Below are 21,944 nucleotides of genomic sequence, written 5' to 3' on the forward strand. Positions count from 1 at the left end.
CCTTTCTCTCTAGTAAACTTCGATTGCGTCTTCTGTGCTCTGTTCCAAAGGCTGCTGTTCTTCTGCCAACTTCTCTTTTTCAAATAATTTATAGAACGGGTAATACACCAGCATATTGGCGCCGATACATACTACCGTCAGAATCACTGCCCGGTAATCAAGACTGGACAGCCATTGCCCCAAGCCCACCGGCACGGTGGAACTAACATTGATCATCGTACGATTGACCAATCCCACCGCCATCGCTCCGTAACACAAGAAAATATTCACCACTTGGGTCAATAGAAACGGGATCAAAAAAATCGGGTTCAAGACGATCGGCAGTCCAAACAACACCGGTTCATTAATCCCAAAAATTCCGGGAATGATCGCCAACTTACCTACCGTGCGAATCTGAATGGATTTACTGCGCAACATCAACAGCACCAAGCCTAATGTCGCGCCACCACCACCGATCGCCACAAAATTAAAATAAAACGAACTTGTCACGATCCGAGGCAATTCTGTCAACGGTGTGCCCGCTGCATAAGCTGCCGCATTTTCTAAGATATTGGCATCAAAAGACGGCATCACCATTGACAAGATCGCACTACTATGAATGCCAAACCACCAGCCTAGTTGAGAGACCACCGAGGCAAGGGAAACTCCAAAGACCGAATCCACCGCTAGATTCAACGGTTGCCCGATCATCATCATCAGTCTTGGCACTGACGTCGAAAAGACTTCCGCAAAGATCAAACGAATCAACACCATTGTCAAAAACACTGCCGCTAATGGCACCAAAGCTCCAATCGACTCCTTCAACGACGCCGGCACCGTATCTGGAAAAGCAATATATCCCACCTTTTTTTTCACCAAAAGATGATACATTTCCACCGCTACAAAGGTCGTGATGATCGCCGAAAAAAGCCCCGTACCGCCGAAATAGGCCGTGTCCCAATTCCATTCCACGTATTGGCTATTCACCACTAAAAAGGAGACCAATGCCACCAACATAGTTAAAAAAACATTCATTTGACGTTTTTGCGCCAAATTATAGGCGATTGCCAGTGACAAATAGATTCCCTGACTGCCTAACGTCACCCCAAACAAGAAATTCAGGTGCGAACCGTAGACCTCCGCCGCCTGTGCCCAGCCCTTCATCACGGGATAAAAGATATCTGTCGAAGATAGCAACTGATAGTCGACGATTGGTTGCGACAAAATCAACGCAAAAGAACCTATCAAAATCAACGGCAAGATCGTCATAAAAGACGTGGCGATTACTTGCAAATAAAGGTTCCCCGCCAACTTCGCCGCCAGCGGCGCAAAGAGTTTTTCCAAAACATTCGAGAACTTCTGTAGTTGTTTACTCATAAGTTTCTACCTCTTCACGTTCCAACTGATCAATCAGTAACTGGCACATCCGACTCCACGAGATCGCATTGGCAAGATGGTCCTGCGCATGGGTCATAATCAAAGAATATGGCACCTCTTCCTCATTAACCTCCGCTTTGATCAACTTTGTTTGAATATTATGCACCTCCGCCATTCGCTCCTGCCCCCGTTTCATCGCCACTATCCCACTATCTAACCTGACTCCATCAAGATAGGTGCTCAATCCTTGATAAAAATCATCCATCGCGTCACCGGCGATGCTGATAATCTGAAACGCTGTCAATTGAACTTCTTCTTTTGTCATGTTTTTCTTCCTCCTTAGTATGTTGCATAAGACCAATCACAAATACGATACTTCCCACCAAAACCCAGCTATACGTCAGCAAATCGCTAGGATGCCACGGCTCCCGGAACAAAAACACCGAGACCGCTAACATCAAGGCTGGATTCAAATACTGCAAAATCGCCAACACCGTCTGAGGCAGACGTTTACTAGCAGCCATAAATAAGATCAACGGCAACGCTGTAGCAGCCCCACTAGTCGCCAACAACAGATTGCCACCCAACATCGGCAACAACAACGGCATCTTGGTAAACCACATGATCATCAGCGCTACAGGTAATAAAATCACTGTCTCCACCCACATCCGAAATATCGGGTTTAATGCCCCTTGTTTTTCCAACACACCATAATAAGCCACCGCTAACGCCATCAACAGCGGTACGAACGACAACGATGCCCCCGTGAACAGCTTTGTGAAAATACTTCCCATTAATAACACCACCGCAAACCGTTGCCAGACATTTAGCCGCTCTTTGAAAAGAAAGTGCCCAAAGAACACCGTAAAAAGCGGGGAGCAGAAATAAGCAAAGCTCGCGTTATTCGTTTGACCACTGGCGACACAATAGATAAATGCTCCCCAATTGCCACCGATCGAAAGCGCCGCCAGACACAGATTCCACCGTACTTTGGCATCTCGCCACACCACCAATAATTGCTCGACGAACATCTCCTTTTTGAAAAAACAGAGACATGTCAGCGACATCACCAAAAATGACCAAATAATCCTATATACCAGCAATTCCAACGAGTCAATTCCTTCTAACAACTTCCAAAAAATCGGTAGAAAGCCCCAGATCGTGTAGGTAATCACCCCATAAATAAGCCCTTTCTTGATAGAACCAATCCCTTCTGTCAGCCAATTGGCTAAAATAAAAAGGCAGGCCCGACACATCTCACACTCTCTGTGAAATGGATCAAGCCTGCCTAACAGTCACCCTCCAAATGGTTAAACTATTCAATTTTTCGGTATTTCTTTTCGAGATTTGTAGCAACGATCGCGTCTCCTTTCTTCTTGCCAAATCCGATCCCCTTTTTTACCAAGACCCACTCTCCTTTCCCTTCACGAGCCACCACGACATTATGCGTTAACACCTGAAGAACCACCATATTCCCACCCTTTCTGATAAATAATGAGTTCAAATAAAAACATCAGCTATTTCACTAAGACGAATCAACCACCTATTGTGATCCAAAACAAAGAAAAAAGGTATCGGACATTAACTGCCCAATACCTTTGACATAGCGAAATAAACGTATACCACGCCTCAAAATTTACCCACAAAAAAGACTAGAAAAAAAGCTTAAATTTGGTACAATAATGAAGTCGGTGTGATACACTGACTATGGCAACTTGATGGGTCAGTTGGTGCTGACTTCTCAAGGCTCTATGTTCTGGGTCCGACCAGAATGTAGAGTGCCTTTTTTATTTGATTAATTAAATATCTGAGTCCATTTTATTGAAAGCGGATTATCTTGTCAAGCGAACAAAATATTTTTTTTGATACTGAATAATAAAGAGCTGTTGATTCGAGTATAGTTACAATACAAAGAACTGAGTCCTCTATCAATCATAGGACTCAGTTCTCTACTTTTGGATCTGAGCCAATATCTTGGACATGTTTAAGAGATACTAAACACCTTCTTTTAATAAAACTTGATAGATCTTTGCACCACCATAGCGTTGTTTATTCATAAAAAAATTGTTGAAATCTTCTTTTTCAACTTATTATTTCTGATTTCTGTAGCTGTCAGCGGGTTGTTTTTATAAAAATAATAGACACTTCTAGGGATTTCTAATACCCGGCACAACAAAGAAACAGTATAATCCTTACACCATTGTTCAATAAATTGAACAAGCGAATTTAGTGAAAAATGGTGAGAACCTATCAAAAAGAAAACAGGGTAACCGTCTCTACTAAGATGTGCCCAAGATATTGACTCAAATCCAATTTTTCCGGAGTATTGTATTCTTCTAGTGATTCATCAGCTAGTAATACGACCTGCTGAAACAATTTATCTGGTAGATATTTATAAAAGATTAGTCCTAGCAGATAATTTTTATATTCTGATGCGCCCATTTTGTATACTCCCTTTAAATAAAATTCAATTGATTGCGTATCATAGTGTTTTACCATTTTAAGTTGATAAAGACAGGAGTTATCTTGAGATACAAAAATAGAAGAACGAAATTACTTTTAGTAACTTCGTTCTTCTAAATAAATTTATATAAGTTTGTTTTTTAGCATTTTCTACCAACTGTTTTCAAATACTGCTATTACGCTCCTTAAAAGCTTATAACATAGATTTATACAACGCTACAATTTCTTCTACTGTCGTATCCCGCGGATTCCCTGGTGTGCAGACGTCACGCAAGGCATCTGCCGCGATTTTTTCGATATCTGCCTCTTTCATACCGATCTCGGTCAAGTTTTGTGGAATGCCGACATCAATGCCTAATTGTTTCACTGCTTGTACGGATGCTTCCCGAACAGCTGCTAGATCCATCTCAGCGGCACCTTCAATTCCCATTGCGATGGCGATATCGCGATATTTTTCACCGGTGTAGTCTTTGTTGTAATCCATGATCAATGGCAATAATGTCGCACAGGCTACGCCATGTGGTGTGTTGTACCAAGCTGACAATGGATGCGCCATCCCGTGGACTAAACCTAGACCAACGTTTGAGAAACCCATCCCCGCGATATATTGCCCTAATGCCATTTCTTCTCGTGCGGATTGTTTGCCTGCAACAGAATCACGCAATGAATGACTGATGATTTCGATGGCTTTGATGTGGAGCATATCGCTCATTTCCCAAGCACCTTTTGTGATATAACCTTCAATGGCGTGTGTCAAAGCATCCATTCCGGTAGAAGCACAAAGACCTTTCGGCATCCCCATCATCATATCGCTATCAATAAAAGCTACGACTGGGATGTCATGAGGATCAACACAGACGAACTTGCGGCTGTTTGTTTTATCTGTAATGACATAATTGATCGTCACTTCTGCAGCTGTACCAGAAGTCGTTGGGACAGCTAAGATCGGCAATGCTGGTTTTTTGGTTTCTGCTGTGCCTTCCAAGCTCAAGACATCAGAGAATTCTGGATTCTCTGTAATGATTCCGATAGCTTTGGCTGTATCAATTGGTGAACCACCGCCAATCGCGACTAAATAATCCGCCCCGGCTGCTTGACAGGCTTTAACTCCAGCTTTAACATCTTCGATCGTTGGGTTAGGAACGATCCCGTCATAGATTGCGTATTCTAAGCCTGCATCTTCCAAAACTTTGATAACTTTTGTTGCGACTTCAAATTTGATCAAGCCTTTATCGGTTACAACTAACGCTTTTTTGAATCCGCGTTTTTTAGCTTCTGTCGCGACTTCTTGGATGGCGCCTTTTCCAAAATAAGATGTTTCATTTAAAATCATTCTGTTGACTGTCATGTTTTCCCGTCTCCTCTATTCAATAACACCTTTTTTTAAGATCAAATTCCCGTACAATGCGGTTTCTCCCGTTTGGATGATCGCAAAATTTTGCTTAGAGTATTCATAGAACGCTTGTCGTTCTAAATTTTTGATGACTGCATTTGGAAAAGCTTCATTGATCTGCGCTTTATAGTCTTCCCAAACAACTGGTTTGGTCGGATCGCCTTCAACGACTTCCATTAAAATAGCTTGATAGTCTGAATAGGAGTCCAGCGGCATAAGTTCAAGGATCGCTTTCAATAATTGCGGTACGCCTAAGCCGTCTGCTCGGATCACACGATCATTGTTCGTAGCTGCCGGATAGTTCGCATCCGCCAGCAAGATCTCATCGCCATGCCCCATCTCCATCAGAGTTTTGACTAATTCTGGTGATAATTCTTTAGGTATATTCTTTAACATTCGATTATTCCTCTCTTTCTTGCCAATATTCTTCAATATCTTCCAATGACTTTCCTTTAGTTTCCAAGACATAACGTTTGATGTACCAAACTGCAAAGAGAGATAACGCTGCAAAGAAGTAGAAGATATTGATGCCAATTTTTTCTAAAATAACTGGAAATACCAATGAAAATACGGCATTCAATAAATACTGTGTAAAGGTAATAACACCCATTCCTAATGCACGTGCTTTTAATGGTAAGATCTCAGGAACGTAAGACCAAAAGACTGGACCTAAACCAAAACCAAACATGAACACATATAGGAAAATCGCGGCAACAGCAATCGTCGCATTGTCAGACCAGATACATAGAGCAATCGCTGGAATGACTTGTCCTCCAAGACTGATCTCTAATAATCTTTTCCGTCCTAGACGATCGATGAAAGGCAATGAAGCCAAGGTAGAGACCACTAATGCGATCCCAACACCAAAGTTGGCCACAATACTGGCATGTGCCAAGCCTAGATTATGGAAAATCTCAGGAGCATAGTAAACTGCTGCGTTGATCCCCGTGAACACTTGGAAAAAAGTTAACACGAACAGCAAGATCAAGACTGGTCTAAAGGTATGGAATAACTCGTTCAAACCAGCTTCTTGAGTCGTCAAGCTTTTTTGGATATCTTGAATCTCTGATTCTATTTCTTCTTTTGAAACGCGGACTTTATTCAAGACAGTCCGAGCTTTGCCCACCTGTCCGTCACGAATCAACCAGCGGGGGCTTTGCGGACTGAAGATCATACCAATCATAAAGATCGCAGAGGGTACAACACCTAACCCAAGTGTCCATCGCCAATCGTTTGTCGGCAGGTTATGGGCCCCAACGCCATAAGCGACTAAGATCCCAACATTCACACTCAGTTGATATAAAGAAGACATCAAGCCGCGGATATGTTTTGGTGCCAGTTCAGATAAATAGATCAAGCCATACATATTAGCGATTCCGGCGGCAATCCCTAAAACAAAACGGCCGATCATCAAAATGAGTGTATTCGGTGCCAATGCACACCAAATACTGCCGATGATGAAGATCAATCCCCCCAAAATCAAAACATTTCGACGTTCGATTTTTTTCTCAAGCGCGGTAAAAACGACGATCGACGGTAAAGCACCAAACAGCAAGAAACTTACAACAAGTCCCTTTTCAACGGAGTTCAATCCGAAAGCTGTCGTGATCGACGGCAAAGCCAATGAGATCGCACCAGAATCATAACCGTATAACAGACCAGCAAAACCGCCTAAAATCGCAAAGACATACACGATCGGTGCTGTTGCGGGTTTAGCTTCTTCAACATAGCTTTCGCCATTATTCATAATTGTGTCGCTTCCTTCCTCTAACAAGTCTCGGCGATTTTCTCAAAAGCAGCCGTCGTACTTGCGGCCTCCTTGGCAGCAAGCTGCGGTTGAATCGTCTGACTTTCAAATGAATTTTTCAAAACTGCTACGCGGTCTTTCTCTTCTAGTAATTTCAAAGTCATCAGCTGGCTGATAATATTGCCGGTAACACTCGCCTCTACTGGTCCAGTCTGAATCGTTTTTTGTGTATAGTCGGCCGTTAGTTGAACCAAAAGATCATTCTGAATCCCACCGCCGAACATGAAGATTCGCTGCAATATTTTTCCGGTATTTTCTTCCAGCAGACGGATCGTTTGCGTATAGCTGAGGGCTAAGCTTTCATAGATGATTCGCAGCAGTTCTCCGCGGTCTTTTGGCAATGCTTGACCCGTCAACAGCAAGAAGTCCTTGATTTTTTGCTCCATCTCACCGGGGTTCGCAAATGCGGCATAATTCGGGTTGATGTAGCTTTTTGCTGGACCGGCTGCGTCTGCCAATTCAGCCATTTTACCAAAATCCACCATCTCGCCTTGATAGGACCATTCTTTTTGTAATTCTTGGACGATCCAAAGACCTGTAATGTTTTTTAAGAGACGGTTTCCGCCGTCATAACAGCCCTCATTGGTCAAGCCCGCTTCGAAAGCTTTTTTCGTGACGATCGGCAAATCTGTTTGGGTACCAACGATCGACCATGTTCCGCAGCTGATAAAACCGCTTTCGAATTTTTCTTCTTCTTTGATCGGTAACGCCAAAACGGCCGCCGCTGTATCGTGTCCGACCCCTGAGATGACTTCGATCTCAGAATGAAGACCCAACTCTTTGCGGATCTGTGGCAAAAGATTGCCTAATATGCGACCTTTTTTTTGAATCTCACCGAACCAATGTGGTTCAAATGCTAATTTTTCAAAAAACTCCGAACTGAGCTCGCGTGTTTGACCATCTAGTAATCCGCTAGTCGATGCGATCGTGAATTCATTAACTTTTTCGTGGCTAAAAAAATATTCAATCAAATTCGGCATGAACAAGATCGAATCAATCTCATTTTTCAAATAAGGTCGCTCTTTGAAATCTGCGAATAATTGCATAACAGAATCGATAGTATCAGGCTGAACACCTGTTGCAAAGAAAAACTCTTCCGGAGGAAATTGTTGCTCGAATTCTTTTTGGTGACGCGTTGATCGTCCATCGCGATAACTATGAGGAGCATTGATCACCTTGCCAAGGTGATCAATGAATCCATAGTCTACGCCCCAAGTGTCAACACTTAAGCTTTCAATCGTCTGCAGATCTTTTTCAGCGATTGATAAACCATACTTGATCGATTGAAAAAGTTTCAGATGATCCCAGTATAAGGAATCCATTAAGTTGATCGGCTGGTTTGAGAAGCGGAATTGCTCTTTCAAAGCAATTTTTCCACCGTCAAAACTCCCAGAGATCAAGCGACCAGAACTAGCTCCTAGATCAATCGCTATGACATTTTTTTCAGGCATAGTGTTCACTCCTATTAGTTATACAAAGGTCCGAAGATTTTGCAGGCATTGAAGTCGGCCGCTTCAAGGTTTTCAGTTCCCAATGATGCCCAAGCTCGTGGACGGAAGATGTCTTCTTCAGGAACATTATGCATATTGACAGGGATTCGTAAAATTGAAGCTAACGTGATCAAATCCGCACCAATATGTCCATAGCTGATGGCACCATGGTTCGCGCCCCAATTATTCATAACATCATAAACAGATTTGAACGCGCCTTTGCCAGTTAGTTTTGGCACAAAGAAAGTAGATGGCCAACCTGGATCTGTCCGATCGTTGACAATATTGAAGACTTTTTCTGGAAGATCCACTGCATAACCTTCTGCGATCTGTAATTCAGGTCCAACGCCTTTAACTAAGTTCAAACGACACATGGTAACAGGCATTCCTTTTTCGCCACCTTTTGTCCGATAGTTGCTAGAGAAACCACCACCGCGGAAGTAGCCGATATTGGCTGGAATCCAACGTGTATTTTCAAGGTTGGCTTTCGCTTCGTCTTCTGATAATTCGTAGAAAGGTTTGATCACGGGTTGACCATCGACTGTTTCTTCCCCAGTCGCATCTAACGTTTGGGCACCTGAGTTACTCAAATGTAAGAAACCATCTTTCAAAAGACCTTCCATTTTCACACCAGAAGTCCGTTCAACTGCTTTCGCACTCCAAAAAGTTCGAACGTCAGCGAAGATTTGTGGTGTATTCGTTAATAAATGATTGAACAACATAGATGCTCCGTTCAAGGCATCATTCTCTGTTGCTAGGATGTTCGCAGAACGCAAGCCGTTCCAATCATATTGTGAATTCAACATGGCTTCCATGTAGTCGCCGTTAGGAAAATGGTCAGTCCATTGACGTTGTCCTTGGAAACCAGCTGCGATTGCGTAATGACCTTCTGCTTCTTCTTTGAAGCCTAATTCAGCTAATTTTTCGTTGCCTTCCATCAAATCGCGAGCGATCATCGCCATCAAGACACATTTTTTCAATTGTTCTGCTTTTTCTTCATCAGAGAATTTTTCTGGATTGTCTTCGTTATAGATATCTGGGCCCACTGGAGTATATTGTTTTGCCCATTCGTAAGCCTTTTCAAATTCTTCCGGATCGTAAATGCCTTCGTCCCAACGACGAACGATTTCTGTCATATCAACATATTCATTTCGCATACCTAAGTAGTCTTGGAAGAAATCAGAGTCTACGATCGAACCGCCGATTCCCATCGCAACGCTACCGATTGAAAGATAGGCTTTGTTCCGCATGATCCCTGTTGCAAAAGCAGCTTTTGCGTAACGAATGATCTTCACTTTAACATCTTCAGGAATCGAAGTATCGTCCGCATCTTGAACATCTTGACCATAAATTCCAAAAGCCGGAATCCCTTTTTGGGTATGTGCTGCTAAAACAGCTGCTAAGTAAACAGCACCTGGACGTTCTGTTCCATTGAATCCCCAGATTGCATGCGGGATATCCGCCGTCATATCCATTGTTTCACTGCCATAGCACCAGCATGGTGTAACAGTCAACGTACCGCAGACATTTTCTTTATCAAATTTTTCTTTAGCAAGGGCCGCTTCGTGAACGCCGCCGATTGTCGTATCTGCGATCACCGTTTTTACTGGTGTACCATCAGGGTATTTTAAAGTGCTTTCAATTAATGCTGCTGCAGATTTTGCCATTTGCATCGTTTGTTCTTCTAATGATTCGCGGATTCCTCTGCGACGTCCATCGATTGTTGGACGGATACCTAATTTTGGATATTCAAATTTCAACATGTGTAAAACCCTCCATATAATGAATTTTTTGTTCTGTCCTTTACTACACACGAAGTATAGAACGATTTCACAATCAAGTTCAATAGTGTTCAAAGTTGATGAACGATTAACATGTTTCCGCTTTCTTTTGGTTCAAAAAAAACCAATGTTATTCATCTCGCAAAAAAATAAGCTGCTATTAGACTATTAATAAAGAACTTCTACATCTTTCGCTTCTAATACTCGTTGTATCTCTTCCGGCAATGGTGCATTTGTGATTAGTGTATCAATGCTTTCATGCCCACACATTCTAAAATAATCTTTCTTATTGACTTTTGAAGTATCACACAGCAAAACAACATGTTCAGACAGCTCGATCATTTTGCGTTTGATAAAGGTTTGTTCTTCACTGGCCATATAGACGCCATGCTCATCGACTCCTGTACAGGATAAAAAGGTAATATCTGCATGGAAGTTATTTAGATACCCTACTGCTTCGCCGCCTAAGATCGAACCAGATAAACTTTTTACATGACCGCCGCAGATAAATGTCTCGATATTGGGATGTTCCGTTAAAACAGCTGCTAAGTGAATCCCATTGGTGATCACGATCAAATTATTCTGGTTTTGTAGATACGGTGCTAGATGGATACATGTACTGCTGGAGTCAATAAACAACGCTTGACTACTGCCGATGAAATCGCCGGCAATCTCCGCCATTGCTTTTTTAGCGTCTTCATTTTCCCGCAATCGAATATTGTAACCGAACTCAATATTTGTGTCCCTGACAAGCTCAACCTGACCAAAGTGACGAATCAGTTTTTTTTCCTTCTCTAATTGGATCAAATCTCTTCTTAAAGTCGAACGGCTAACGAATGCCAACTGCTCCAACTCTTTGATATCGACGATCTTTTTCTTGCTGATAATCGTCATCAACTTGGATAGTCTTTCTTTTTGATACATAGGATCACGCTCCAAAATGAACTTTTTTAAATAATACTGAACACATTGTAACTTAATCTGTGAAACAGTTTCAATCTTTTTGATAGTGCTTTAATTTAATCGCTAGCTTCGTATAATGTGAAGTGTCAAAACAATTGTCCTGCACTACACAAAATAAGAAATCGAGGTTTTACACTATGAGAATGATGTTCGAGACAGAACGTGCTGATTTAGCACATACCGTCAAAAAAATGTTCGACCGTAAAGACACAAATGTTGCTGGCGGTAATATGTCCGTCAAAGTATTTGATGCAGATGGCCATCCTTATATCCTATTAACACCAAGTTTTATGTCAGAAACTTACTATTCTGAGATTCATCCGGCGCAAATTTTAGTGGTAGATTTTGAAACGCTAGAAAAAGTCGACGGTGTCGGTAAAGTCACTCGCGAAGTGAACATGCATGAACAAGCTTATAAAGCACACCCCGGTATTCGCTGTGTGTACCACTCTCACGCACCAGCTTCGATGTTCTGGGCAACGATTGGGCAAGATATGCCGAATGTAACAGAAGTTACCCGCGAACTAGGCGAAATCAAATGCTTACCCTTCGCTCCTGCTTGTACCCAAGAACTAGCGGATACTGTTTATGACGCATTGCTGAAACTTGGTGATAAAGCGATGGAAAACGTCTTCTTACTAAACAGTCACGGCATCTTAGTCACTGCAACTGATCTGCACATCGCCGTCCGTGTGATGGAAACATTAGAATGGAACGCGCAGATCGCTTATCAACAAACAATCTTCATCAAATTAGGTTTATTAGATGATTACAAATCTTGCGGACAATCTTATAAGAAACCCCTGGGTGCTGGCGTCGTACCGCCAATTGCGCTACCAGAGTTCAATAAGTTCAATGTACCGCAACCTTTCCCGGAAAATATTAAACGTCCAAACGAAGAGTTGTATTAAAGAATAGAAGAGGCTGTGGCATAAGTCATCGTCGTTAATTTGAAAAAGTTGGCTCCCAGAAATCATTTACTGATTTCTGAGAGCCAACTTCTTTATGTATTCAAAGTGCCTATACGTTTCGTTGCAACTAATTTTCTCATATTTAATGCCATGATGAGAATGCCCGTTTCTTTTTTCAATTTTCTTTGTGCGTAGATTTTTCCATTGTCAGTTCTGAAAGCAAGGTACGTTGTTTTGCTTTAAAGTATTCTAATACAAAGAACTGAGTCCTCTATCAATCATAGGACTCAGTTCTCTACTTTTTTGAAAATAATCGTTGCTATTCTTTCCGATAATGCTTCTCCAAAAATTCCTCCATCGTCTCGGGATCGTGTCCGGTAATCTTTCGAAAATCCTCCGACACGTCACTTAACAAGCCCATCGCACCACCACGATACATCGATGAGAGTTCTTCGCTATCGCCATCGGATTCGTAGATTTCGGAGAATTCTTCCAATGTGACGGGTTCATAACCGATTTTTTCACCGGTCACATTCGTCATGAGCTCTCCCAACCGATCCATTGTATAAGGTTCTTTTTGGCTTAGTAGATAGGTTTGACCTTGGTCTCTCAGTGCTGGGTTGAGAGCCAGCTGTACGATTGCTTCGGCGCTATTGTCTAAGGAGATGAAGCTCAGGGCTTCTTTGCCAACGGGATAGATCAGCTTTTCTCGTTGGATCAATTCAGGCAAATAAGGAATCAACGGATCGGCGTACAATGCGTTTTTTACTACGGCATATTCTAAGCCCGACGAAGCCAACCGGCGGGGCGCATAGCCGTAATAAGGCGACATCACAAATGGGTTGTTCTCTTGATCCGCGAAGAAACTGACAAAAATAGTTTTTTTGACCTTGGCTTGTTTGACTGCCTTCAAGGTATTTTCCAGTTCATGAACCCGCTGTTCCACAAGGTAAGTCTTACTAGGTACGTAGATCAGCAGATCGGTTCCTTCCAAAGCAGCGGTCATGCTGGCAACATCTAGATAATCGCCTTGGCGAAGCTCGATCCCTTGTTTTTTTAAAGGGGTGGCTTTGCTGAGAGTATGCACAATCGCGCGCAATTCATCTGTTGCGACTTGTTGGGATAGTTGGGTGATGATCCGACTGCCTAGATTCCCGGTAGCGCCTGTCACAGTGTATTTCATAGATCTTCCTCCATTCACGTTTTACTTACAAAATCAGTCTAATGACCTTTTGCAACAAGCGCAACTATCTGGTTTGCGGAGGAACAACCGTCGGTGGTCTCGTTTCAAATCAGATTATTTCCCTCCCATATACGCTTCTCTCATGAACTTTAATTAACAAAACGCACAAAAAAAAGCAAGGGATTCCTGTTTGGCTCACGCCAGTCCATTGCTTACTTTCGCTTTTTAGGCTGATAATCGAAAGCCTTCACTGTGTGGTGTCTCGAACTCGAAGGGATGTGCTTCGACCAATGAGACTTCATCTTCCGGGCTTTGATAAATTTTGTAGACCGTCAGCACTTCCTCGCCCTTTGTTTCAGGAACTTCAACTCTGCAAAGAATCCAAAAATTGGTTCCGACGACTTCTTCAGTTCCCAATAAAGCCAAAGGAATTGCCTTTCCTTTTCCTAATAAAGTCGCTCGTGCGGCTTCGACTAATTTTTTGTGTTCCGCAGTTATCGTAGGCACTGCTGGAATCGCGATATCTTCCATTCTCATCATAAATGTTCTCCTCCTTAGAATTTAATTGCAAAACGATTAGAATCAATACTATAAGATTATAACAATTCTAAAGAAACATCAATCAAAACGTTAGTTATAAAAAAACATTTTTTATAAGAACATATTTTCTACCTGAAAATAAGGCTATTCCCAATAAAATCCTATCGTTGTTAGTATTTATTAAACATCATGAAACACCTAGATTAATCAAAACCTCAGTTATAAATAACATAAGTGTTTTAACTTCTTACCTTACTGGATACAATTTAGGAAGCAGATTTTGGCAATGATTTAAAGCAAACAATTTTTCCAGTACTAGTAAAAAATGCTGATATTCTTTCTATACATACTTCAAATAGCGAATAGACACAAAATGCCGATCCAACTTATTCAAATTGGATCGGTTAGTACAAGAGAAAGACCATTGCCTCGTCTTTCTTCAATTTGTGAAACTGAAGCTATCGTTATTTATTTTCCATAAGAGCTTTGACCCCTAAAAGAAGTCCATAACAACTATCGCTGCCAGAAGTATGCCCTATCGCTAAAATGGCTTCCACTAACTGATTTAATTCGTTATAAGGGAGCTCCTCCTCTAATCCATTCCGCAACTCAATAAATGGTGAGCTAACATAACCAAGAAGCAACGCTGATAGATAGTTCCAGCTAACATCAGTTGTAAAACGGTTCATTTTATGCAACTGCAATTCTAATACTTGATAACATTTATGCTGGTATAGCTTAAGTATAAACAAATAGCCCATTAATAGATCATCTCCGCTAGGGGTTAAACCCTTGCCTCGTCCTACAAAATATTCTACTAACGCCAGCCACTTCTCGTCGTCCATTTCAGGATTCTGCAAGAAATCAAAATACATTCGTTCTCTATTTCCACCAGGTAAACCTAGTCGCTTCTCTAATTGTTTCGTAGTCAAAATCTCTTTTAGCATCATGACTGTCACCATGTTAGTTTCAATGGCTCCTATGTTTAATGGTACTATTTGGATATCAGAAAATGATAACCGTTTGATTCCCACCTGACTGTATATCACCAGTGATTGTTGAGTGAGTCTTACTACATTTCCTTGCTGACAAAATGGGCGAATTTCTTGAAAAACAGGTGGTGACAACTGTACACCGAAACTAGACAAAAAATTCCCAGATGCTGATAAATTTATCAAATGTTCATTGACCATCAAGTTGAGTGACTGTTTAAAGACACTATGAATTTTTCCCATCTTCCCAAAATGATCCAATGTTGAAAGATAGGAGCTTATTCTGGCTTTTTTTTTGTCCATAAACTTTTCTCCCGATTGTTTCAATCTTTTTACCTAATCTTAAGCAAAGTCAGATTAAATCTGCCTTTATCAAAAATTATTTTAAAATACTCACATGATGGTCTACTTTTACTGTAATCCGGCCATTCTTAATAACATACAAGCGTTCTGGTATATCAATGACAGCATCTGCCTTAACTTTGGTGTCCAATAAAACCAAGTCAGCCTTTTTGCCTACACTGATGCCATAATCAGTTAATCCCAATGCTTTTGCAGGATTTTCTGTAATCATTGGAAGAACCGTCGGCAAATCATCCGCTCCACCTAAATGGCCTACTGGCACAGCTAGCATCGCAATTTGGAACAAATCGCCATTTCCATAGGGTGTGAAGGCATTTCGAATATTATTCGTTGCTAAACAAATATTGACTCCACCATCTCTTAACTTGCGAATCGGTGTAACTGCGCGTCGAACATTATACTCATCGTTGCGGGCACCTAAGTGCAGATCAGTTGCAGGCAGCGGCATCACATTGATTTTTGCTTCTGCCATTTTTTTAATCACACGATCCAATTGTTCTTTTGGCATCGCATGCAATGCGGTCAAATGTCCTACCGATACACGTCCTTGATAGCCTTCTTCAATCGTTTTTTCACATAAATATTCGATTGAAGTATTGTCCGCCTCATCTGCAAAATCTTGATGCAAGTCAATATCTTTGTCATATTTCTTCGCGATTTCGAAAATCAAATCAATATGATCATTCGCCGGCGCGTCATTGTAAGGTATACCGCCAACAACATCGGCACCCATCTCCATCGCCTCATACATCATTTTATCAGTACCAGGTGCTTTAAAAATTCCTTCTTGCGGAAATGCGACCACCTGCATATCAATCAAATCTTTGTATTCTTCTTTTAATTTCATAATCATATTGAAGCCAGTGAAACCTTGTGCCGGATCAAATTCAGAATGGGTTCTTACGGTCGTTGCTCCACGGCGGATAATCATTTCCAAAGCTTGCTTCGCCCGAGTATAGACATCTTCTTCTGTGAAAGTCGGCTTCAGCTTTGCGGTTACTTGAATCGCTTCTTTTAATGTTCCCGACTTGTTCGGTTCACGATCGGCAATCAGTGCTTTATCTAAATGAATATGACTTTCTACCAACCCAGGAATCAATACTCGTCCATTCGCTTCAATCACTTCTTTCGCTGAACCATTGATTTCAGGGGCGATCTCGACAATTTTTCCTTGATCGATTGCGATATCCTGTAAGGCTTCACCATCATTTAATCTTGCTTGTTTGATCAATAAATCCATTCTTTCCACTCCTTATTCAACTTAATGTATTCATTTCTATACTGTATAACAGCAATTTTGACGATTCGTTTATTCAGACTTTAACAGATGTTTACTTAACCAAAGAATAGGCCGATTACTAAAAGTAAAACAGAGGCCAAACTTAACCATTTTACGTTTCCTTTTACTACATCCAAAATTGGAATTTGGAAACCTGATGACAATGCCTGCATTGTAATATTTACGAAGCTCATTTGACTTCCTAAGCCAACGCCCATCGTAACAAAACCTAAAGCTATTGGTGGGAATCCTAGTGAAACAGCTACCGGTAAGACTAAGGTTAGGACTGAGCCGACATAAGCTCCCGCGGGAACGCCAATCAATACGCCGGTTAAAATGGCTACAGGAACAACAACAAATTCAGGCGCATTTTGGGCAACTCCTGCAATAACCGCAAAAGTTCCCGTTTGGGCAATGACATTAATGAAGGCTAAGAAAATCCCTACTTGGAACAAGCGCGTTAGGATATACGTTGAGCCATCTACCATCGCTTCGACGGATTGGTTCATCGTAAAATCGGTACAGATGAAGACCAGCGCCAAAGTTAGGATCATATAGACCAAAGGTGTAAAAAAGGCAAAGCCGATTAAATCATTAATGATCGGTCCAAAGATTACGGCAAAGAGTAAAAAGATTGCTGGTAACGTCAGCTTGAATAATTCCCCATTTGTTTTCTTATCAAACTCATCATCTGTAGTCTCTTTGAAACCAATCTTCCGACGCTTTGTCCCCCAGAATGCCAGAACAATAGCCAAAACAACAAAAATCAACCAATAAGGACGCATGATTGAAACATAGTTGCCAACACTTACATCTCCCAGTTTAGAAACAATACTTGATTCTAATGAAGCCGGAGAAGTCGTAAAAGAGACTGCTGCGGAAAGTGACATAGCCGCAATTAACTCCGGTACTACCCCAACTGCAGCAAAAGCTAATGGTGCAATAACCATGGCACTCCCGCCACCGATTCCTGACATATAAGTTGCCGCCGCTAATAAGATAACAATGAAGGCTGATACATACTCAACCTTCCCTTTTGTTCCTCGCTTTGCCAGAGTTAGAGCAGCCGTATAACTGCCGGCTTTAAAAACTGCCATGGCAACAGCAGAATTAATGATCGGAACGGTAATGCTCAACATAGATGGAATTGTTTCCAACAACTGTGCATTCGCATCCATCAGACTGACACCGCCAATCAGCATCGCTAAAACCCCCGCGACTAATCCGGCGATAATCATATCTACTTTCAAAAATAATAGAACCAACACTAAGATCAGTGGAACAATTACTAATAGTGCTTGAAAACCGGTCGGCGCCGTCACTTTATCTAGTGCCTCTGCGGCATATGCGTTGATTCCTGATGTTGCACCTACCAGCAACATCAGGAAAAAAAGCGTAATTTTTCGTTTCATCATTAGACCCCTCTCTCATTTTTATCAGCAAACAATTCTTGTGCCAAAGCCTTCTACGATATTACTTAAGTTTTCAATTGAGGTAATCACAGCTTCACGTTTGCGACTTTCTTGAACAAAATCAATAGCAGATTCAACTTTTGGCAGCATGCTTCCAGGAGGAAATTGATCCTCCTGAATATATTGCTTCGCTTCACCGATGGTTAACTTTTCTAATTTCTTCTGGTTCGGCTGATTGTAGTTAATGTAAATATTATCAACCCCGGTTAAAATAATTAAACGATCTGCATTAATTTCTTTGGCTAAGTGATTCGCAGATAAATCCTTATCAATCACCGCTTCAACCCCTTCAAATTCTCCTAGTGCATTTTTCGCAACAGGAATCCCGCCACCACCAACACAAATCGTAATAATACCTGCATTCACTAATGAAAGAATCGCTTCTTTTTCAATGATTCGTTTAGGTTTCGGTGAAGCAATCACTTTCCGATATCCTCGGCCAGAATCTTCTTGATAAAGACCATCACCATTAGCCATTTTTCTTTTGGCTTCTTCACTAGTATAGAAGGGGCCGATTGGTTTCGTCGGTGTCTCAAATGACGGATCCTTTGCATCCACTTCTACTTGTGTGATGACACTAACCACATTTTTGTGCATATTTCGTTTTTGTAGTTCATTCTGAATCGCTTGTTGAATCCAGTAGCCAATGCTGCCTTCAGTCATTGCCACATTTGAATCCAGCTTCATCATGGGCGTTTTTTCGGAATCCCCGGCTTTTTGCTGGATCAGCAAATTACCGACCTGAGGCCCATTTCCATGGCAAATGACCACTTGCTCTCCCAAGTCAATAAACTCAATAATGTCTGACGCCACTTTTCGTACGACCTCCTTTTGTCCTTCGTCAGTTGGAATTTTATCTAAAATGGCGTTTCCGCCTAAAGCAATCACATTTAATCCCATTGATTCGATCCTTTCTTAGTTGGTCTCAATACCTAATGATTGGGCATAAGCTTCTAATGCTTTTTCAAAACAAGCTAAAGGAGCTCGCACAGTTCCTGCTCCGATTTGGCCAATACCCGCTTCTTTATGTGCAATTCCGGTGTTAATCAATGGTGTAATCCCCGTCTCTACAACTTTTCGAATATCGATTCCTAAACAAGTTCCTCGGAAATCCCACGTCGGAATCGTCCAAGTTGGATTTTGACCTGCACTGATTTCTGCCATTTCATTCGAAATAGCTAAAGCATCTTGGAATCCCCCTGCGCCAACAAAACGGGTTACTCCAGGAGCAGCTACCATTGCCATTCCGCCAACACCGATTGTTTCGGTAATTGCACTATCGCCCATATCCGGATTACCATCTTCCTCTGAGAACCCAGTAAAATATAACCCTTTAGGAACATTAACTGGTGCGGTATACCACTCATCCGCTGACTCTGCGATACGAACACCAAAATCTACACCATTTCTAGTTAATGTAGTAACGATGGTTCCTTTAGCGTCTTTTCTCGCACCATCAACAATTGATTTTCCGGCGGCCATCATGATATTCAAGAAAAATTGATCTGTATCCGCTAAAAACTTCATAACGTCCTGTTTATCTTGTTCATCCATTGATAGAGGGACTATCAAGGGGGCAATTTCTCTTAGGAAATTCAATGATGCCGCAAAATTGCGTTGATGGAATTCATCGCCCATCGTAATCGAACGTGCAATCAATACGCTCAAATTCAAACCATTTTTATTTTGCTTTAGGGCACCTGATAGAGTCGGACCTAAAATATCTCTCATCCAATTCAACCGATCAATGACCTCTTGCGAGAAAGCACCAAAGCGTAAGACTTTTCCAATCCCTTCATTCATTGTGCAGTATCCTTTTGAGCCATCTAAACGATTTTCAACGACAAAAACCGGCATATTAGCAGAAGTTATTCCTCCCATCGGGCCAACTGCATGGACATGGTGACAAGGAATAAAGCGGATTTGATTGGATTCAATCAATGCGACAACTTCTTTTTCACTAGTTGCCCAGCCTTCAAAGATCGCCGCTCCGACTACTGACCCTTTCATCGGTCCCGTCATTTCTTTCCAAGTAATTGGTGGACCAGCGTGCAGCAAAGTCTTCGTTGATTCATTTAACTCTGGAATCACTCTTTTTGCTGGTACAACATCGGTTAGAAACGGTTGGGCATTTTTGATTTTGTTCATTACTTTTTGATTCTCTGTATCGATCTGTTCTGCGTATTCTTCCAATGCGTTTAAAATCTTGATCATTTTTTTGTTTCCACTAGCTCGCGGTTTCCAATTAAATTGAGTAGATTTTCCATCAAACGCTTGGACTGATTGATTAAAGCTTTGTAATCCAACATTTATAATTCGTGGCTTAGAATTTAATAATTCCATCACTTTAGAACTTGCTTTAGGTACTTCAATTGTTGTTCCCTGATACGGCACAACAACCTTATCTTCTTCAGTCAACGCGATCCCTTTTAAACTTAGTGCCAATTGAACAGCTTTTGCGTTACTCTCGGCAACTAATATTTGATTTTCTTGTAAACGTTGAACCGCCTTCTGATAACTTTGCGGATCTTTGTCCGTTCCAACCACTGTTGCTACGAATTGCAAATCAGGTCTAGATTCACGAACTTTTTTTATCGTTGGCAGCAAAGCTCCCACCATATCTTCATGCGCGCCATAGCCTAATACAATATCTAACAAAATTACACCCGTGGATTCATCGGCGGCACTTTCTTGAATCTTTTTAATTCGAACTTCTGGATCAATCATTGGATGAGGCTTCCCTTGAGTATAGATGTCATCACCCAAATCAATCACATCATAGCCATGCGATTTTAAAACATACCCTTCCTTTTTCACCAATCCTTCTAAGCCTAAAGCTTCTGAGATCAACATTCCTGCTTCTGCAGCTAAAGTGCCACCTGAATAAAGACCTTTGATAACCTTGTCTTCGGAAAGAGTTGTAGTTGATTTAGCCACCGCTTCAAAATAATTCTTTTTAACAGCAGTTTCATTCGCTAAATCCACCGCAATTTTGGCGGTCTCTTCTAGTGTATGTGCCAGATATACTTTACCTTCATGGGCTGTTGGTTTTTCTCCTAGGAAAATAGCGACTACTGGCTTAGTAATGCTTTGTAAAAGTTGAACAACCTCATCACGAACCTCTTTTGCTGGTGGCTTTGAAATCACACAAATCACATCTGTTGGTTCATGATTCTCTAAAGCCACAATGGCATCTTTCATCGTAGTTGCCCCAACTTTATCGCTTAAGTCACGGCCGCCTGTTCCAATGGCATGAACCACACCATTTCCCAAACGATCGATAATCGTTGTTACTTCTTGAATTCCAGTTCCAGAGGCACCTACAACACCAATATTTCCAGGTGCCACAACATTCGTAAAAGCAATCGGGATACTAGAAATAATCCCCGTCCCACAATCAGGGCCCATCATCAGCAAACCTTTTTCATGGGCCATTTGTTTTAATCGCACTTCATCTTCTATCGGAATATTGTCAGTAAAAGAGAAAACATGTAGGCCTTTTTTTAAAGCGGTTTCCATTTCTGCCGCACCATATTCTCCAGGAATACTAAAAAGTGCCATGTTCGCTTCTGGTAAATGATCCAACGCTTCTTTCCATGAAGTTGCCGCTTTTGCTTTTTCTTCGGAGCCTGTTGACGATAGATCCTCCAAAAATTGTTCAATTTCAGGTAAAACTTGATCCATAATATCTGGTTGGTCACTATCGACGACAATCATTAAATCGTTTGGTGAAGCCGCTTTCGCTTCATCCGTTAGAAGTTTTGTATTGTCTAGGATATCCTTATTAGCATTTGTGCCCATCATAATTTGACTCATTGTAACGGCCTGCAGATCATTGATCCGATTTGTCAGCAGCATCAAATTAATAGAGTCTTGATAATTATTTTTTAAAATAACAGTTTTCAACATTTAATTACGCCTTCCTTTCCTCTACAGAAACAGTTTAAAACG

18 protein-coding genes and 1 pseudogene are annotated in these 21,944 nt (G+C 41.5%); 1 reads left to right on the forward strand and 18 read right to left on the reverse strand.

The window, feature by feature from the left end; genetic code table 11:
- Positions 1-9: 9 nt before the first annotated feature.
- The 11 genes and pseudogenes from IGI54_RS14355 to IGI54_RS14405 all read right to left on the reverse strand — a co-directional run bounded on the left by IGI54_RS14355 (position 10) and on the right by IGI54_RS14405 (position 11,214).
- Positions 10-1,356: a PTS sugar transporter subunit IIC gene (locus IGI54_RS14355; protein WP_430621613.1), complete on the reverse strand. Its 1,347-nt coding sequence runs from the start codon at positions 1,354-1,356 to the stop codon at positions 10-12.
- A complete protein-coding gene (locus IGI54_RS14360) occupies positions 1,349-1,681 on the reverse strand; it encodes a PTS lactose/cellobiose transporter subunit IIA (protein WP_311901206.1) in 333 nt (110 codons plus the stop codon). Before IGI54_RS14360 ends, IGI54_RS14355 begins: the two co-directional genes overlap by 8 nt.
- Positions 1,626-2,612, reverse strand: coding sequence for an EamA family transporter RarD (rarD, locus tag IGI54_RS14365; protein ID WP_430621614.1), 987 nt, complete (start codon positions 2,610-2,612; stop codon positions 1,626-1,628). Before rarD ends, IGI54_RS14360 begins: the two co-directional genes overlap by 56 nt.
- Positions 2,613-2,671: 59 nt before the next feature.
- Positions 2,672-2,812, reverse strand: a complete 141-nt coding sequence (locus IGI54_RS14370; RefSeq protein WP_430621615.1) for a CAT RNA binding domain-containing protein — start codon at positions 2,810-2,812, stop codon at positions 2,672-2,674.
- Positions 2,813-3,669: 857 nt separating this feature from the next.
- Positions 3,670-3,855, reverse strand: a pseudogene (locus IGI54_RS14375) (type I restriction-modification system subunit M N-terminal domain-containing protein); the annotation flags it as partial.
- A 157-nt stretch (positions 3,856-4,012) separates the two neighbouring features.
- The gene (gene fucO / locus IGI54_RS14380; protein ID WP_430621616.1) at positions 4,013-5,167 is read right to left on the reverse strand and encodes a lactaldehyde reductase; all 1,155 of its coding nucleotides are present in this window, start codon (positions 5,165-5,167) and stop codon (positions 4,013-4,015) included.
- Between the two features lie 15 nt (positions 5,168-5,182).
- Positions 5,183-5,608 (reverse strand): L-fucose mutarotase, encoded by a 426-nt coding sequence (gene fucU / locus IGI54_RS14385; protein WP_430621617.1) that lies wholly within the window; start codon positions 5,606-5,608, stop codon positions 5,183-5,185.
- 4 nt (positions 5,609-5,612) lie between these two features.
- The gene (locus IGI54_RS14390) at positions 5,613-6,959 is read right to left on the reverse strand and encodes a sugar porter family MFS transporter (RefSeq protein ID WP_430621618.1); all 1,347 of its coding nucleotides are present in this window, start codon (positions 6,957-6,959) and stop codon (positions 5,613-5,615) included.
- 20 nt (positions 6,960-6,979) lie between these two features.
- The gene (locus tag IGI54_RS14395; protein ID WP_430621619.1) at positions 6,980-8,470 is read right to left on the reverse strand and encodes a rhamnulokinase; all 1,491 of its coding nucleotides are present in this window, start codon (positions 8,468-8,470) and stop codon (positions 6,980-6,982) included.
- Positions 8,471-8,484: 14 nt separating this feature from the next.
- Positions 8,485-10,272 (reverse strand): L-fucose isomerase, encoded by a 1,788-nt coding sequence (locus IGI54_RS14400; protein ID WP_430621620.1) that lies wholly within the window; start codon positions 10,270-10,272, stop codon positions 8,485-8,487.
- A gap of 186 nt (positions 10,273-10,458) precedes the next feature.
- Positions 10,459-11,214, reverse strand: coding sequence for a DeoR/GlpR family DNA-binding transcription regulator (locus tag IGI54_RS14405; RefSeq protein ID WP_430621621.1), 756 nt, complete (start codon positions 11,212-11,214; stop codon positions 10,459-10,461).
- Positions 11,215-11,390: 176 nt separating this feature from the next.
- Between IGI54_RS14405 and IGI54_RS14410 the strand changes: the two genes are divergently transcribed.
- On the forward strand, positions 11,391-12,164 hold the full coding sequence (locus tag IGI54_RS14410) for a class II aldolase/adducin family protein (RefSeq protein WP_430621622.1): 774 nt from the start codon (positions 11,391-11,393) through the stop codon (positions 12,162-12,164).
- Positions 12,165-12,483: 319 nt separating this feature from the next.
- Here IGI54_RS14410 and IGI54_RS14415 read toward each other — a convergent pair whose 3' ends face one another.
- From IGI54_RS14415 to fdrA, 7 genes are all read right to left on the reverse strand, one after another.
- Positions 12,484-13,347, reverse strand: coding sequence for an NAD(P)H-binding protein (locus tag IGI54_RS14415; RefSeq protein WP_430621623.1), 864 nt, complete (start codon positions 13,345-13,347; stop codon positions 12,484-12,486).
- Positions 13,348-13,572: 225 nt separating this feature from the next.
- Positions 13,573-13,887, reverse strand: coding sequence for a hypothetical protein (locus tag IGI54_RS14420; RefSeq protein ID WP_430621624.1), 315 nt, complete (start codon positions 13,885-13,887; stop codon positions 13,573-13,575).
- A 464-nt stretch (positions 13,888-14,351) separates the two neighbouring features.
- A complete protein-coding gene (locus tag IGI54_RS14425) occupies positions 14,352-15,182 on the reverse strand; it encodes a DUF2877 domain-containing protein (RefSeq protein WP_430621625.1) in 831 nt (276 codons plus the stop codon).
- Between the two features lie 76 nt (positions 15,183-15,258).
- Positions 15,259-16,482, reverse strand: coding sequence for an amidohydrolase family protein (locus IGI54_RS14430; protein ID WP_430621626.1), 1,224 nt, complete (start codon positions 16,480-16,482; stop codon positions 15,259-15,261).
- 95 nt (positions 16,483-16,577) lie between these two features.
- The gene (locus tag IGI54_RS14435; RefSeq protein ID WP_430621627.1) at positions 16,578-17,933 is read right to left on the reverse strand and encodes a citrate transporter; all 1,356 of its coding nucleotides are present in this window, start codon (positions 17,931-17,933) and stop codon (positions 16,578-16,580) included.
- 24 nt (positions 17,934-17,957) lie between these two features.
- A complete protein-coding gene (gene arcC / locus IGI54_RS14440) occupies positions 17,958-18,893 on the reverse strand; it encodes a carbamate kinase (RefSeq protein ID WP_430621628.1) in 936 nt (311 codons plus the stop codon).
- A 15-nt stretch (positions 18,894-18,908) separates the two neighbouring features.
- Positions 18,909-21,902, reverse strand: coding sequence for an acyl-CoA synthetase FdrA (gene fdrA, locus IGI54_RS14445; protein ID WP_430621629.1), 2,994 nt, complete (start codon positions 21,900-21,902; stop codon positions 18,909-18,911).
- Positions 21,903-21,944: the final 42 nt, after the last annotated feature.

Origin of the sequence: Enterococcus sp. DIV0800 (genome assembly GCF_050559735.1) — a bacterium.
In the GTDB taxonomy this organism is placed as follows: Bacteria; Bacillota; Bacilli; order Lactobacillales; family Enterococcaceae; genus Enterococcus_A; species Enterococcus_A devriesei.